This is a genomic window from Streptomyces sp. NPDC050388, from assembly GCF_040655635.1.
Classification (GTDB): domain Bacteria; phylum Actinomycetota; class Actinomycetes; order Streptomycetales; family Streptomycetaceae; genus Streptomyces.
This window is the reverse complement of the sequence record NZ_JBFAKH010000014.1, coordinates 26,023-40,320: the sequence shown is the minus strand read 5'-3', so window position 1 is coordinate 40,320 and position 14,298 is coordinate 26,023. Positions and strand designations below refer to the sequence as shown.

Sequence of the window (14,298 nt, the reverse complement as noted above, 5' to 3'; positions counted from 1 at the left end):
CCGCCCGTCCGCCGCGTCGCCCGGTGGCGCTCACCAGCCCCGGGCGCGCCACTCCGGCAGATGCGGGCGTTCCGCGCCCAGCGTGGTGTCGTCGCCGTGTCCGGGGTAGACCCAGGTCTCGTCCGGGAGCACGTCGAAGATCTTGGTCTCCACGTCGTGGATCAGGCTGGCGAACGCCTTCGGATCCTTGTGGGTGTTGCCCACACCGCCCGGGAACAGGCAGTCCCCCGTGAACACATGGGGGTGCCCGTGTGGATCGTCGTAGACGAGGGCGATCGAGCCGGGCGTGTGGCCGACGAGACGGCGCGCGGTGAGCTCCACCCGCCCCACCCGGATCGTGTCGCCGTCGTCGACCAGGACGTCCGTCGGCACCGGGATGCCCTCGGCGTCGTCCCGGCCCGCGTGGGTGCGCGCGCCGGTGGCCGCCACGACCTGGGCGAGCGCCTGCCAGTGGTCGCCGTGCCGGTGGGTGGTGACGACGGACGCGATGCCGTCGTCACCGATCGAGCCCAGCAGGGTGTCCGCGTCGTTGGCCGCGTCGATCAGCAACTGCTCGTCGGTGGCCCGGCAACGCAGCAGATAGGCGTTGTTGTCCATGGGCCCGACCGCGATCTTGGTGATCATCAGGTCCTTGAGTTCGTGCACGTCGGCCGGTCCGCCGACCGTCACCTGCCCGCTGTAGGTCATGGCGGCCAGCCTATATCGGAGGAAGGGTGGGCAGCGGGCCGTTCTTCACCGTCAGGCCGGAGCCGTCGCGGCGTCCGGCGAGCCAGCCGAGCAGGTCGGCGGCCGGGCCCTCCACCTCGACCTCGACCGGGCCGTCCGGCGCCCCGCCGCCGGTGGTCCAGGCCCGGCCGTCACTCGTGGTCAGCCGCGTCGTGGGCACGTCCTGGCGGCCCCTGAACCGCGCCACCAGGAAGCGGATCTCCCGTTCGGTGAACTCCGCCGAAAGATCCTCCAGCTCGTAGCCGATGCCGAGGTCCACGTGGTGCAGCTCCACCTCGATCAGGCGCCGGAACGGCACCCGGGCCGCCCGGTCCGTGACCCCGTTGCGCAGTGCCACGGTGCGGGACCAGTCCGCAGGCGCCGCGCCCACCTCCTGGAAGCGGGCGCCGGTGTCCCGCAGGTCCGCCAGCTGGACGTCGAGGGGGCGCGGGGCGTCCCGCTCGATGTCGGCCTCCCGGGCTTCGGCGGAGGGGTACATCGGACGCCCCTCCAGGACGTTCACGAGGGCGTCCGCGTTGCGGGCCAGGTGAGCCAGCACATGTCCACGCGTCCAGCCGGGAAGCCGTGACGACTGGGTCACAGCGGCGTTGTCCAGTGCGCCGAGCGCGTTGAGCAGCCGTTCGGTCGCGTCATGTACAGACGCCAGGTCATGAGCGTGATCGGTCATGGGGTCGACCCTAGTCTCGCCACACCTTCGGGTGAAGGTGGCGAAGAAGGACCGTAAATCGAATGCACGTGCTATAAGGTCGTGCCTGGCGTCGGGCATGCTGGAGAGCCGGGGATTGTTGTCAACCCGTGAATCCGACCGGCGTTGTCAGTGGCTCGCCCTAGTGTGAGAAAGCACGGGGGTCCCGCCCCTGTCACTTCTCTCAAGAAAGGTGCGGACCGGCGTGGCCGACCGTCTCATCGTCCGTGGAGCGCGCGAGCACAACCTCAAGAACGTCTCGCTCGACCTCCCCCGCGACTCGCTCATCGTCTTCACGGGTCTGTCGGGGTCGGGCAAGTCCTCGCTGGCCTTCGACACGATCTTCGCCGAGGGCCAGCGGCGCTATGTGGAGTCGCTCTCCTCGTACGCCCGGCAGTTCCTCGGCCAGATGGACAAGCCGGACGTCGACTTCATCGAGGGCCTGTCCCCGGCGGTCTCCATCGACCAGAAGTCGACCTCGCGCAACCCGCGCTCCACGGTCGGCACCATCACCGAGGTCTACGACTACCTGCGGCTGCTCTTCGCGCGCATCGGCAAGCCGCACTGCCCCGAGTGCGCCCGGCCCATCTCGCGCCAGTCGCCACAGGCCATCGTCGACCGGGTGCTGGAGCTGCCGGAGGGCAGTCGCTTCCAGGTGCTCTCCCCACTGGTGCGTGAGCGCAAGGGCGAGTTCGTCGACCTCTTCGCCGACCTCCAGACCAAGGGCTACTCCCGCGCGCGGGTGGACGGCGAGACCGTCCAGCTCTCCCACCCGCCCACGCTGAAGAAGCAGGAGAAGCACACCATCGAGGTGGTCGTCGACCGCCTCACGGTGAAGGGCAGCGCCAAGCGCCGTCTCACCGACTCCGTCGAGACCGCGCTCGGCCTGTCCGGCGGCATGGTCGTGCTCGACTTCGTCGACCTCCCGGAGGACGACCCCGAGCGCGAGCGCATGTTCTCCGAGCACCTGTACTGCCCGTACGACGACCTGTCCTTCGAGGAGCTGGAGCCCCGCTCCTTCTCCTTCAACTCGCCCTTCGGCGCCTGCCCCGAGTGCACCGGCATCGGCACGCGCATGGAGGTCGACCCGGAGCTGATCGTCCCCGACGAGGAGAAGAGCCTCGACGAGGGCGCCATCCACCCCTGGTCGCACGGCCACACCAAGGACTACTTCGCCCGTCTGATCGGCGCCCTCGCCGACGCGTTGGGCTTCCGGACGGACATCCCCTTCGCCGGTCTGCCGCAGCGCGCGAAGAAGGCCCTGCTCAACGGCCACAAGACCCAGGTCGAGGTCCGCTACCGCAACCGGTACGGGAGGGAGCGCCGGTACACGACGGCCTTCGAGGGCGCCATCCCCTTCGTCAAGCGCCGGCACAGCGAGGCCGAGAGCGACTCCAGCCGCGAGCGCTTCGAGGGCTACATGCGCGAGGTGGCCTGCCCCTCCTGTGCGGGTACCCGCCTCAAGCCCATCGTTCTCGCCGTCACCGTCATGGAGAAGTCGATCGCCGAGGTCTCGGCCATGTCGATCAGCGAGTGCGCGAACTTCCTCGGCGCCCTGAAGCTCACCGCCCGCGACAAGAAGATCGCCGAGCGCGTGCTGAAGGAGGTTAACGAGCGGCTGCGCTTCCTGGTCGACGTCGGCCTCGACTACCTCTCGCTGAACCGCGCCGCGGGCACGCTCTCCGGTGGCGAGGCCCAGCGCATCCGCCTGGCCACCCAGATCGGCTCCGGCCTGGTGGGCGTCCTGTACGTCCTCGACGAGCCGTCCATCGGCCTGCACCAGCGCGACAACCACCGGCTGATCGAGACCCTGGTCAGGCTGCGCGACATGGGCAACACGCTCATCGTCGTCGAGCACGACGAGGACACCATCAAGGTCGCCGACTGGATCGTCGACATCGGTCCGGGCGCCGGTGAGCACGGCGGCAATGTCGTGCACAGCGGCGCCCTGAAGGAACTGCTGGACAACGCGGAGTCGCAGACCGGCCAGTACCTGTCCGGCAAGAAGGCCATCCCGCTGCCGGACGTCCGCCGCCCGCACGACCCGGCACGCCGACTCACGGTGCACGGCGCCCGCGAGAACAACCTCCAGGACATCGACGTGTCCTTCCCGCTGGGGGTGTTCACCGCGGTCACCGGAGTCTCCGGCTCCGGCAAGTCCACCCTGGTCAACGACATCCTGTACACCCATCTGGCCCGCGAGCTGAACGGCGCCCGCAGCGTCCCCGGCCGGCACACGCGGGTGGACGGCGACGATCTCGTCGACAAGGTCGTGCATGTCGACCAGTCGCCCATCGGCCGCACCCCGCGTTCCAACCCGGCGACGTACACCGGCGTCTTCGACCACGTCCGCAAGCTGTTCGCCGAGACGACCGAGGCCAAGGTCCGCGGCTACCTGCCCGGCCGCTTCTCCTTCAACGTCAAGGGCGGACGCTGCGAGAACTGCGCGGGCGACGGCACCATCAAGATCGAGATGAACTTCCTCCCGGACGTGTACGTCCCGTGCGAGGTCTGCCACGGAGCCCGCTACAACCGGGAGACCCTGGAGGTCCACTACAAGGGAAAGTCCATCGCCGACGTCCTGAACATGCCGATCGAAGAGGCCATGCACTTCTTCGAGGCCGTCCCGGCGATCTCCCGCCACATGAAGACGCTCCACGACGTCGGACTCGGGTACGTCCGGCTGGGCCAGGCCGCCACCACCCTGTCCGGCGGCGAGGCGCAGCGGGTGAAGCTCGCGAGCGAACTGCAGAAGCGCTCCACCGGCCGCACGGTCTACGTCCTGGACGAGCCGACCACGGGCCTGCACTTCGAGGACATCAGCAAGCTGCTGGCGGTCCTCTCCGGCCTGGTCGACAAGGGCAACACGGTCATCGTCATCGAGCACAACCTCGACGTGATCAAGACCGCCGACTGGGTCGTCGACATGGGCCCCGAGGGCGGTGCCGGTGGCGGCCTGGTCGTCGCGGAGGGCACCCCCGAGCAGGTCGCGGCCGTCTCGACCAGCCACACCGGTAAGTTCCTCCGCGAGGTCCTGGGAGCGGAGAGGACCAGCGACGCCGCCTCGGTGCCCGCCCCTCGCAAGACGGCGGCGAAGAAGACGGCCGCCGCCAAGGCCACCCCCCGGAAGACCACGGCGACCGTCAAAGCCGGCGCCAAGGGAACGCCCCGGGCGGCCAAGGCCTGACCCCGCGGTGCCCCGCGGTGCCCGGCGGGAACGTCCCGCGGGGCACCGCGCGACGGCACGGACCGACGGCTCGGACGGTGCGCTCAGCCCGCCAGTTCGTGGGCGTACGGGGGTTCCGCGCCCGCGCGTGAGCAGGTGATCGCCGCCGCGCGGGCCGCGAAACCGAGCACGTCCTTCCAACCGTCCGCGCCCAGAGCGGACGTCCCCCGCTCGCTGAGCGCGTCCCGGGTCGCCAGGCCGTGCAGCAGCGCCGCGTTGACCGTGTCGCCCGCGCCGATCGTGTCCACCACCTCGACCGGCTCACCCGGCACGGAGTACTCGCCGCCGTCCCGGGTGAAGGCGGTCAGCCCGTCACCGCCCCGGGTGACCACGACCGCCGCCGGACCGGCCGCCAGCCACTCCTCGGGAGTGCCGCCGAGCCACCGGGCGTCCTCCTCCGACAGCTTCAGCAGCGACACCGACGGCAGCCACCTCCTGAACCGGGCCCGGTGGGCGTCGGCGTCCGGAACCAGCCCCGGCCGGATGTTGGGATCCAGCGTCGTGAACACGCCGCGCGCGTGAGCGGCGCGCATCAGCTCCTCGTACGCGCTCGCCCCCGGCTCCAGCACGAGCGAGCAGGTGCCGAAGGACACCGCGCGGGTACCGGGCGGCAACGCCCGGGGCGCTGTGAACAACCGGTCCGCGGTCCCCTCCACGTAGAACGAGTAGGCCGCGGAGCCGTCCGCGCCGACCGTGGCGACGGCGAGTGTCGTCGGTTCGTCGCCCCGCTGCACCGCCGAGACCTCCACGCCGGTCCCGCGCAGCCGGTCCAGCAGCGCCTCGCCGAAGGCGTCGCGGGACACCCGGGAGCAGAACGCGGCGGGCGAGCCGAGACGGCCCAGCGCCACCGCCGTGTTGAAGGGGCCGCCGCCGAGCGCCGGGGTCAGTGCCGCGAGCGCACCCGCGCCCCGCGGTACCAGGTCGATCAGTGCCTCACCGGCTACGACGATCACGAGGGGCTCCCTTTCTCGGGCCGCTGGTTCTCGGACTGCTGGGTCTTCTGCTCGGGCCGCCGTGTCCGTGGCGGCTGCGGGGGCCGTGCGCGCTGCTCCGGCCGGTCCGGGCAGCCGCAGGAAGTGCGGTGCACGAAGGCGCAGGGCAGCCGTACCGTCCGCGCGGGTCGGTCCGGCGCGGCGAGACGGTCCAGGAGCACCTGGACGGCCCGGGCGCCGATCTCCCTGCTGGGCTGGGCGATCGCGGTGAGCCGGGGCGAGAACAGGTCCGCCCAGGCGAAGTCGTCGAAGCAGCACAGCGCGATGTCCTCGGGCACCGAGAGACCGTGGGCGCGCAGGGCGCGCAGCGTGCCGATCGTCATGGCGTTGTTGGCGGTGACCAGCGCGGTCGGGGGAGCGTCGAGGGACAGCAGGGCACCGGTGGCCCGTTCGGCGCCGTCCGACTCGGAGTCGCCGTGCACCAGGAGCCGTTCGTCGAACGGCAGCCCCGCGCCCTCGAGGCCGTGCCGGTACCCGCTGATCCGCTCGGACGTGGTGCTGAGCCCCGGCAGCCCCGCCACCAGGGCGATCCGGCGGTGACCGAGTCCGGCGAGGTGCGTGATCAGGCGGGCCACGGGCTCCGCGCTCTCGGCGCAGACCTGGTCGAAGCGCGGGCCGCCGTCCCCCGGGTCCTCGACCACCCGGTCGAGGAACACGGCCGGCACCCGGTGACGCCCGAGGTAGGCGAGGAGCTCGCGCGGATGCGCGGAAGGCGCGACGATCATGCCTTCCACCCGGCGCTCGTGCAGCAGCTGGACGACCTTGCGCTCGTGCTCCGGGTCGTCGTGCGGGTCGGCGATGAGCAGGCTGTAGCCGCTCTCCAGGGCAGCCGCCTCGACACCCTGGAGGATCTCGGTGAAGTACGGGTTGCTGATCGCCGACACCGCGAGCCCGATCGAGCGGGTGCGGGAGGTGACCAGCGAGCGGGCCAGGGTGTTCGGGGTGTAGCCGAGCTCCTCCACGGCGTCCAGGACCGCCTGGCGCGTGTGCGGGAGCACCGGCCGGGTGCCGTTCAGGACGTGCGAGACGGTCGCGACCGAGACACCGGCGCTCCGCGCCACGTCCGTCATGGTCGCCATCGCCCGCCCCTTCCCGTTCCGTGTACCGGCTGCCGGCCGTCCCCGCTCCACCGTGACGAGGAAGGTATCCCATCCGGCGCCGGACGTAAACGCTTGCGTAAACGTTTACGTCCGGCGCCGGAAGCCCGCCCGCCGGGCGGCTCACCCGCTCCCCGCCCGAAAACCGGAACGACCGCCCCCGGTATGGTCGACCTCGTACAACCGTCCGACCAGTGGAGTTCCCATGCCCGGCCGACCCGCCGCGAGCCGTCGTACCGTCCTCAGAGGCGTGGCCCTCACTTCAGTCGCCGGACTCGGCCTCACCGCCTGCGGGGCCCCCGAGGAGAGGCCCGCGCCGCCGACCGGGCCCGTCGAGCTCGGCGCGGAGAGCGAGATCGCTCCGGGGAGCACCAAGTTGTTCCGGGACCACAACATCGTCGTCAGCCGGGGCGCGGACGACTCCTTCACGGCCTACAGCACCGTCTGCACGCACGCGAGTTGCGCCATCGGCAAGCTGGAGGGGACGAAGCTGATCTGCCCCTGCCACGGCAGCGAGTTCGACGCCACCACCGGCAAGGTGCTGCGCGAGCCCGCGGTGGCGCCGCTGACACCGCTCTCCGTGGACGTGCGGAACGGCACGATCGTCGCCGGCCCGCAGGCCTGACCGAGCCGCCCGGCCCGGTCCCCGCCCGGCCTCAGTCCCAGTCCCAGCCGATCCCCACGTACCCCGACCGCAGCCGCGGTTCGACCAGGTGCACCGAACGGTGCAGGTCGCTCACCGCCAGCTCCTGGTGACCGCCGCGCGGTGCCGCCGCGGAGTGCTGGGTGAACCGGTGGCAGCGCGCGGGCAGCACCCCGGCGTCGAAGCACACCTGGAGCGCGTACTGGCCGCCGGGGGAGTCCGCCCCGTGCACGTACTCCCGTGAGACGCCGGCCGTGCCGTCCTCGACGGCGTAGCGGAAGAGGAACGTGTCACCGGCCCGCAGCCGGGTGTCGAAGAGCAGCTCGGCCGCGAGCACGCCGGTGTCCTGCTGGAGGCGGATCCGGCCGGTGCGGCAGTTCTCCAGGGCGTGCACGGTCATCCGGGCCGGCGCGGAACCGGGGTCGCCGTGGTGGACGGCCACGAAGCGGTCGACGCCGTCCCGGTGGGCGCGCACGATGTGGTGCGACTCGCGCTCCGCGAGCTCGCGGTGTGCCCCGATCAGGACCCGCTCGTGGTGCGCCAGGGTGTGCAGCCCGTTGTCCCGCGTGACGCCGAGCTCGGCCAGCAGCCCCGCCAGGACGCCCGAGGCCTCCACCAGTGAGCGGTAGGAGCGGCCCGCCGGGCCGCGGTCCGCCGTCCGGTCGCCGGAATCCGCGAGCAGGCGGATCAGCGACTCCTCCGGCAACTGCAGAATCTCCTCCAGGGCCCGTACGGCGCGCAGCGACTCGGGGCGCTGCGGGCGGCGGGCGCCCTGCTGCCAGTAACTGAGGCTGGTGACGCCCACCTTCACGCCGTGGCGCGACAGGTGGTGCTGCACACGCTGCAGTGGCAGTCCGCGGGCGGCTATCGCGGCCCGCAGGGCGACATGGAAGGGCCCGCCACGCAGGACCGAGTCCAGTTCCGCGGTGGTGGTGTCCGTGTGCGGTGTGGCGTGCGGCATGCAGGGGCCTTTCTCTGAATGTCCACAACGGCTGGTCAGACCGTTCGCTCGGGGCACCCCGGGTCCGCCCCCCGTCGGCGCGGCGGAGCGTTCACATCCGTACGCCGTCGTTCAGGGCCCCGAGTTCCCCCGCATTGAAGCGTGTTGACCAATTCCCGACAACACCTGATGCCCAACAGAGGCGCACCCGCACGGTATGTACGCGCGGAGCACACAGCTCAGGGGCCGTACCGGACCCGAAGGTCGGTACGGCCCCTGAGCTGCGGCTCCGCCGCGGCCGAGCCCCCTAGGAGCGGCCGGTTCGTCCGTGGTCGTCCGCAAGGCGCGCGCGCAGGCGCTTGGCGCGCACGATGGCGGGATCGCGCGGGTCGAAGGGGCCGAGGGAGTCGAAGGAGTCGAAGGAATCGAAGGAATCGAGAAGTGGAGCCGTCTCGTCCGCGTACCGGCGCGCGCGGGCCGGCAGCCGTCGTTTCTCGATCTGTGTCCGTCGCGTCTGTCGCATTCGACCAGCCTCCGACTCGTGACCGCGTCCCGTCCTGCGGCCTGTCATCAGGCCGGACCTCCCCCCTTCCCGCTTCCCGGCGGCCGTAACCTTCCGGAGCGACGCCCGGCCGGTGGCTCCGCGGCCCCGCCCCGGTGTCGGTCTCCGCCAGTAGGGTGTGAGACATGGCCGACCCCTCCAGCTACCGCCCCAAACCGGGTGAGATCCCCGACTCGCCGGGGGTCTACCGGTTCCGCGACGAGCACCGCCGGGTGATCTACGTCGGAAAGGCGAAGAGCCTGCGCCAGCGCCTGGCGAACTACTTCCAGGACCTCGCCGGACTCCACCCGCGCACCCGCACCATGGTCACCACGGCCGCCTCCGTGGAGTGGACGGTGGTGTCCACGGAGGTCGAGGCGCTCCAGCTGGAGTACTCCTGGATCAAGGAGTACGACCCCCGGTTCAACGTCAAGTACCGCGACGACAAGAGCTACCCGTACCTCGCGGTGACGATGAACGAGGAGTTCCCGCGCGTGCAGGTGATGCGGGGTCACAAGAAGAAGGGCGTCCGGTACTTCGGTCCGTACGGGCACGCCTGGGCGATCCGTGACACCGTGGACCTGCTGCTGCGGGTCTTCCCGGTGCGCACCTGCTCGGCCGGTGTGTTCAGGAACGCCGCCCGCACCGGCCGCCCCTGCCTGCTCGGCTACATCGGCAAGTGCTCGGCGCCCTGCGTGGGCCGGGTCTCCGCCGAGGAGCACCGCGAGCTCGCCGGGGAGTTCTGCGACTTCATGGCCGGCCGCACCGGCACCCATCTGCGCCGCCTGGAGCAGCGGATGACCGAGGCGGCCGAGGACATGGAGTACGAGCGGGCCGCCCGGCTGCGTGACGACATCGGCGCCCTGAAGAAGGCCATGGAGAAGAGCGCCGTCGTGCTCGCCGACGCGACCGACGCCGACCTGATCGCGGTCGCCGAGGACGAGCTGGAGGCGGCCGTCCAGATCTTCCACGTCCGCGGCGGACGCGTGCGCGGCCAGCGCGGCTGGGTCACCGACAAGGTGGAGGAGATCACCACCGGCGCCCTCGTGGAACACGCCCTGCAGCAGCTGTACGGCGAGGAGACCGGCGACGCCGTGCCGCGGGAGGTCCTGGTCCCCGCGCTGCCCGACCCGGTGGAGCCGGTCCAGGAGTGGCTCACCGGGCGGCGCGGGTCGGGCGTCTCCCTGCGGGTCCCGCAGCGCGGGGACAAGCGGGCCCTGATGGAGACCGTGCAGCGCAACGCCCAGCAGGCCCTCGCCCTGCACAAGACCAGGCGCGCCTCCGACCTCACCACGCGCTCGCGCGCGCTGGAGGAGATCGCCGACGCCCTCGGCCTGGACAGTGCCCCGCTGCGGATCGAGTGCTACGACATCTCGCACCTCCAGGGCGACGACGTCGTGGCCTCCATGGTCGTCTTCGAGGACGGGCTGGCCCGCAAGAGCGAGTACCGCCGCTTCCAGATCAAGAGCTTCGCCGGCCAGGACGACGTCCGCTCCATGCACGAGGTGATCACCCGCCGCTTCCGGCGCTACCTCGCCGACAAGGAGAGGACCGGCGAGTGGACCGACGGCACCGGGGCGACCGACGGCATGACCGACGGCACCGGGGTCACCGACGGCACCGGGGCGGCCACCGGCGTGACCGACGGAGCGGACGGCACCCCCGCCGCCGGCCCCGGTGAACCGTCCGCGAGCACGCTCACCGAGGACGACGGCCGCCCCAAGCGCTTCGCCTACCCGCCCCAGCTCGTGGTCGTCGACGGCGGCGCCCCCCAGGTGGCGGCGGCCCGCAGGGCCCTGGACGAGCTCGGCATCGACGACATCGCCGTGTGCGGCCTCGCCAAGCGGCTGGAGGAGGTGTGGCTGCCGGACGACGACGACCCGGTGGTGCTGCCCCGCACCAGTGAGGGCCTCTACCTGCTCCAGCGCGTCCGGGACGAGGCCCACCGCTTCGCCATCGGTTATCAGCGGGTCAAGCGGGCCAAACGCTTCCGGTCCGGTCCGCTGGACGATGTGCCGGGCCTCGGCGACACCCGCAAGCAGGCACTGATCAAGCACTTCGGGTCGGTGAAGAAGCTTCGCTCGGCGACGATCGAGCAGATCTGTGAGGTTCCGGGTATAGGTCGCAAAACGGCCGAGGTGATCGCCGCGGCCCTAGCCGGGGCGGCCCCGGCCGCCCCCGCCGTGAACACCGCGACGGGCGAGATCATGGATGACGTGGAAGAACCCGGGAAGACGCCGGGTTCCCCCGGGGAGCCCGTGCCCGCGGGCGCCCCGGACGACCGACGGGGGCTGGAGAGATGACCGAGCACGAGACACGCCGGAACACAGGCCATGACACACCCCGTGACGCCGCACAGGACGCGGGCCGGGGCACACACGACGAAACGCGTCAGGACGACGGAGCACAGGTGAGTACGGGCAAGGAAAAGGCCGGGGCCTCCGAGGCGGCGATCCCCGAGCTGGTGATCATCTCCGGCATGTCCGGGGCCGGCCGTTCCACGGCCGCGAAGTGTCTGGAGGACCTGGGCTGGTTCGTCGTCGACAACCTCCCGCCCGCGCTGATCCCCACCATGGTGGAGCTCGGCGCCCGTTCCCAGGGCAATGTGGCCCGGATCGCGGTCGTCGTCGACGTCCGCGGCCGGCGCTTCTTCGACAACCTCCGCGAGTCGCTCGCCGACCTCGACACCCGGGGCGTCACCCGGCGGATCGTGTTCCTGGAGTCCTCCGAGGAAGCCCTGGTGCGCCGCTTCGAGTCGGTGCGCCGCCCGCACCCCCTCCAGGGCGACGGCCGCATCGTCGACGGCATCGCCGCCGAGCGGGAACTGCTGCGCGAACTGCGCGGCGACGCCGATCTGGTGATCGACACCTCCAGCCTCAACGTGCACGAGCTGCGCGCCAAGATGGACGCCCAGTTCGCCGGTGACGAGGAGCCCGAGCTGCGGGCCACCGTGATGTCCTTCGGCTTCAAGTACGGCCTCCCGGTCGACGCCGACCTGGTGGTGGACATGCGGTTCCTGCCCAACCCGCACTGGGTCCCCGAGCTGCGCCCCTTCACCGGCCGGAACGAGGAGGTGGCCGCGTACGTCTTCAACCAGCCCGGCGCCAAGGAGTTCCTCGACCGGTACGCCGAGCTGCTGCGGCTGATCGCCGCGGGCTACCGCCGGGAGGGCAAGCGCTACGTGACCATCGCCGTCGGCTGCACCGGTGGCAAGCACCGTTCGGTCGCCATGTCGGAGAAGCTCGCCGCCCGCCTCGCCGCGGAGGGCGTGGAGACGGTGGTCGTCCACCGGGACATGGGCCGGGAATGACAGCACGTACTCCGCGGCTGCACCGGTTGCGCCGGGCGCAGCCCGAAGGCCGCCCCGGCCGGCCGGTCGAGGCGCGTGGGGCCAAGCCGCGACGCCGTGGCACCCAGCCCAAGGTGGTGGCCCTCGGCGGCGGCATGGGACTGTCCGCTTCGCTCGCCGCGCTGCGCCGGATCACCGGCGACCTCACCGCCGTCGTCACCGTGGCCGACGACGGCGGATCCAGCGGGCGGCTGCGCGACGAACTGGGCGTGCTGCCGCCCGGCGATCTGCGCAAGGCGCTGGCCGCGCTGTGCGGCGACGACGACTGGGGCCAGACCTGGGCCCGGGTCATCCAGCACCGCTTCCAGTCCAAGGGCGACCTGCACGAGCACGCGGTCGGCAACCTGCTGATCGTCGCCCTGTGGGAGCAGCTCGGCGACCACGTCCAGGCCCTGGACCTGGTCGGCCGGCTGCTCGGCGCGCACGGGCGCGTGCTGCCCATGTCCGCCGTGCCGCTGGAACTCCAGGCGCTGGTCAAGGGGCACGACCCCGAGCGTCCGGACGCCGTGGACACCGTCCGGGGCCAGGCGACCGTCGCCCTCACCCCCGGCGAGGTGCAGTCCGTGCACCTCGTGCCGAACGACCCACCCGCCGTCCCCGAGGCGGTCGCGGCGGTCCTCGACGCCGACTGGGTGGTGCTCGGCCCCGGTTCCTGGTTCTCCTCGGTCATCCCGCACCTCCTGGTGCCCGAACTGCTGGAGGCGCTCGTCGAGACGAAGGCGCGCCGGGTGCTCTCCCTGAACCTCGCCCCGCAGCCCGGAGAAACCGAGGGCTTCTCCCCGCAGCGTCATTTGGAGGTTTTGGGGCGACACGCCCCTAAACTCGCCCTGGACGTGGTGTTGGCCGACGAGGCCGCCGTACCCGACCGCGAAGTGCTGACCGAGGCCGCGAAGGGGTTCGGCGGCGCCGCGGTCGAGCTGGCACCGGTGGCCCGGCCCGACGGAAGCCCCCGGCACGACCCGGAGCTGCTGGCCGCCGCGTACGACCGTATTTTTCGGATGCATGGAAGGATCGGCCCATGGCGATGACGGCAGCGGTGAAGGACGAGGTTTCCCGGCTCCCCGTCACCCGGACCTGCTGCAGGAAGGCGGAGGTCTCCGCCATGCTGCGGTTCGCCGGCGGCCTTCACCTGGTGAGCGGGCGCATCGTGATCGAGGCGGAGCTGGACACGGCGATGGCCGCCCGCCGCCTCAAGCGGGACGTCCTGGAGATCTTCGGCCACAGCTCCGAACTGATCGTGATGGCACCGGGCGGGCTGCGCCGCGGTTCGCGCTACGTCGTCCGGGTGGTCGCGGGCGGCGACCAGCTGGCCCGCCAGACCGGCCTGGTGGACGGCCGGGGCCGCCCGATCCGCGGCCTGCCCCCGCAGGTGGTCTCGGGGGCCACCTGCGACGCCGAGGCGGCCTGGCGCGGGGCCTTCCTGGCGCACGGCTCCCTCACCGAGCCGGGCCGCTCCTCCTCCCTGGAGGTGACCTGCCCCGGCCCCGAGGCGGCGCTCGCCCTGGTCGGCGCCGCCCGTCGGCTGTCGATCGGGGCCAAGGCCCGCGAGGTGCGCGGCGTGGACCGGGTCGTGGTCCGCGACGGCGACGCGATCGGTGCCCTGCTCACCCGACTCGGCGCCCACGACTCGGTGCTGGCCTGGGAGGAGCGCCGGATGCGCCGCGAGGTGCGCGCCACGGCGAACCGGCTGGCCAACTTCGACGACGCCAACCTGCGCCGCTCGGCCCGCGCGGCCGTCGCCGCCGGTGCCCGGGTGCAGCGCGCCCTGGAGATCCTCGCCGACGACGTCCCGGAGCACCTCGCCGCGGCCGGCCGGCTGCGCATGGAGCACAAGCAGGCCTCCCTGGAGGAACTGGGCGCGCTCGCCGACCCGCCGCTGACCAAGGACGCCGTCGCCGGGCGGATCCGCAGGCTGCTCGCCATGGCGGACAAGCGCGCCGCCGACCTCGGCATCCCGGGCACGGAGGCCAACATCGGCGAGGAGCTCGCCGACAACCTCGTCGGCTGACCTCCCCCCCCGACCGATCGACCGACCGGCGACGGACGTGTGCACGGCAGGTCGGCGGTCGTCAAGGGGGCCCGGAGGTTTCCGGTCGAGC

General features: G+C 72.0%; 12 protein-coding genes. 6 read left to right on the top strand and 6 right to left on the bottom strand.

Features of this window, described 5'->3' with window-relative positions:
* Positions 1 to 30 precede the first annotated feature (30 nt).
* Both AB0I73_RS10655 and AB0I73_RS10650 read right to left on the bottom strand, forming a co-directional pair.
* Positions 31 to 687 carry an MBL fold metallo-hydrolase gene (locus tag AB0I73_RS10655; RefSeq protein WP_363035858.1) on the bottom strand — a complete coding sequence of 219 codons (657 nt, stop codon included), beginning with the start codon at positions 685 to 687 and terminating at the stop codon, positions 31 to 33.
* 10 nt (positions 688 to 697) lie between these two features.
* Positions 698 to 1,393: a maleylpyruvate isomerase family mycothiol-dependent enzyme gene (locus AB0I73_RS10650; protein ID WP_363035856.1), complete on the bottom strand. Its 696-nt coding sequence runs from the start codon at positions 1,391 to 1,393 to the stop codon at positions 698 to 700.
* Positions 1,394 to 1,616: 223 nt separating this feature from the next.
* Here AB0I73_RS10650 and uvrA point away from each other — a divergent pair, with 223 nt between their 5' ends.
* A complete protein-coding gene (gene uvrA / locus AB0I73_RS10645) occupies positions 1,617 to 4,598 on the top strand; it encodes an excinuclease ABC subunit UvrA (protein ID WP_363035854.1) in 2,982 nt (993 codons plus the stop codon).
* A gap of 83 nt (positions 4,599 to 4,681) precedes the next feature.
* Here the strand turns inward: uvrA and AB0I73_RS10640 are convergent, their stop codons facing one another.
* Together AB0I73_RS10640 and AB0I73_RS10635 are read right to left on the bottom strand one after the other, a co-directional pair.
* Complete coding sequence (locus AB0I73_RS10640) at positions 4,682 to 5,590, bottom strand: carbohydrate kinase (protein WP_363035852.1); 909 nt, start codon at positions 5,588 to 5,590, stop codon at positions 4,682 to 4,684.
* The gene (locus AB0I73_RS10635; protein ID WP_363035850.1) at positions 5,587 to 6,708 is read right to left on the bottom strand and encodes a LacI family DNA-binding transcriptional regulator; all 1,122 of its coding nucleotides are present in this window, start codon (positions 6,706 to 6,708) and stop codon (positions 5,587 to 5,589) included. The genes AB0I73_RS10640 and AB0I73_RS10635 overlap by 4 nt, the downstream gene beginning before the upstream one ends.
* 223 nt (positions 6,709 to 6,931) lie before the next feature.
* Between AB0I73_RS10635 and AB0I73_RS10630 the strand changes: the two genes are divergently transcribed.
* Complete coding sequence (locus AB0I73_RS10630) at positions 6,932 to 7,351, top strand: Rieske (2Fe-2S) protein (protein ID WP_363035849.1); 420 nt, start codon at positions 6,932 to 6,934, stop codon at positions 7,349 to 7,351.
* 31 nt (positions 7,352 to 7,382) lie between these two features.
* On the opposite strand, the gene AB0I73_RS10625 is transcribed toward AB0I73_RS10630, so the two are convergent.
* Together AB0I73_RS10625 and AB0I73_RS10620 are read right to left on the bottom strand one after the other, a co-directional pair.
* Positions 7,383 to 8,330 carry a hypothetical protein gene (locus tag AB0I73_RS10625; protein ID WP_363035847.1) on the bottom strand — a complete coding sequence of 316 codons (948 nt, stop codon included), beginning with the start codon at positions 8,328 to 8,330 and terminating at the stop codon, positions 7,383 to 7,385.
* Between the two features lie 286 nt (positions 8,331 to 8,616).
* The gene (locus tag AB0I73_RS10620; protein WP_363035845.1) at positions 8,617 to 8,832 is read right to left on the bottom strand and encodes a hypothetical protein; all 216 of its coding nucleotides are present in this window, start codon (positions 8,830 to 8,832) and stop codon (positions 8,617 to 8,619) included.
* A gap of 164 nt (positions 8,833 to 8,996) precedes the next feature.
* Between AB0I73_RS10620 and uvrC the strand changes: the two genes are divergently transcribed.
* The 4 genes from uvrC to whiA are packed head-to-tail and all read left to right on the top strand — an operon-like array spanning position 8,997 to position 14,207.
* On the top strand, positions 8,997 to 11,153 hold the full coding sequence (uvrC, locus tag AB0I73_RS10615; RefSeq protein ID WP_363035843.1) for an excinuclease ABC subunit UvrC: 2,157 nt from the start codon (positions 8,997 to 8,999) through the stop codon (positions 11,151 to 11,153).
* Entirely contained in the window at positions 11,150 to 12,160 is a 1,011-nt protein-coding gene (gene rapZ, locus AB0I73_RS10610; RefSeq protein ID WP_363035841.1) for an RNase adapter RapZ, read from the top strand. The genes uvrC and rapZ overlap by 4 nt, the downstream gene beginning before the upstream one ends.
* Positions 12,157 to 13,227, top strand: a complete 1,071-nt coding sequence (gene yvcK / locus AB0I73_RS10605; protein ID WP_363035839.1) for a uridine diphosphate-N-acetylglucosamine-binding protein YvcK — start codon at positions 12,157 to 12,159, stop codon at positions 13,225 to 13,227. Before rapZ ends, yvcK begins: the two co-directional genes overlap by 4 nt.
* On the top strand, positions 13,218 to 14,207 hold the full coding sequence (gene whiA / locus AB0I73_RS10600; RefSeq protein ID WP_279336663.1) for a DNA-binding protein WhiA: 990 nt from the start codon (positions 13,218 to 13,220) through the stop codon (positions 14,205 to 14,207). The genes yvcK and whiA overlap by 10 nt, the downstream gene beginning before the upstream one ends.
* Positions 14,208 to 14,298: the final 91 nt, after the last annotated feature.

Excerpts from the sequence above, each read along its gene's own strand:
- AB0I73_RS10655 (WP_363035858.1), bottom strand. The coding sequence starts at position 687 with ATGACCTACAGCGGGCAGGTGACGGTCGGCGGACCGGCCGACGTGCAC.
- AB0I73_RS10650 (WP_363035856.1), bottom strand. The coding sequence starts at position 1,393 with ATGACCGATCACGCTCATGACCTGGCGTCTGTACATGACGCGACCGAA.
- AB0I73_RS10635 (WP_363035850.1), bottom strand. The coding sequence starts at position 6,708 with ATGGCGACCATGACGGACGTGGCGCGGAGCGCCGGTGTCTCGGTCGCG.
- AB0I73_RS10630 (WP_363035849.1), top strand. The coding sequence starts at position 6,932 with ATGCCCGGCCGACCCGCCGCGAGCCGTCGTACCGTCCTCAGAGGCGTG.
- AB0I73_RS10625 (WP_363035847.1), bottom strand. The coding sequence starts at position 8,330 with ATGCCGCACGCCACACCGCACACGGACACCACCACCGCGGAACTGGAC.
- AB0I73_RS10620 (WP_363035845.1), bottom strand. The coding sequence starts at position 8,832 with ATGCGACAGACGCGACGGACACAGATCGAGAAACGACGGCTGCCGGCC.
- uvrC (WP_363035843.1), top strand. The coding sequence starts at position 8,997 with ATGGCCGACCCCTCCAGCTACCGCCCCAAACCGGGTGAGATCCCCGAC.
- rapZ (WP_363035841.1), top strand. The coding sequence starts at position 11,150 with ATGACCGAGCACGAGACACGCCGGAACACAGGCCATGACACACCCCGT.
- yvcK (WP_363035839.1), top strand. The coding sequence starts at position 12,157 with ATGACAGCACGTACTCCGCGGCTGCACCGGTTGCGCCGGGCGCAGCCC.
- whiA (WP_279336663.1), top strand. The coding sequence starts at position 13,218 with ATGGCGATGACGGCAGCGGTGAAGGACGAGGTTTCCCGGCTCCCCGTC.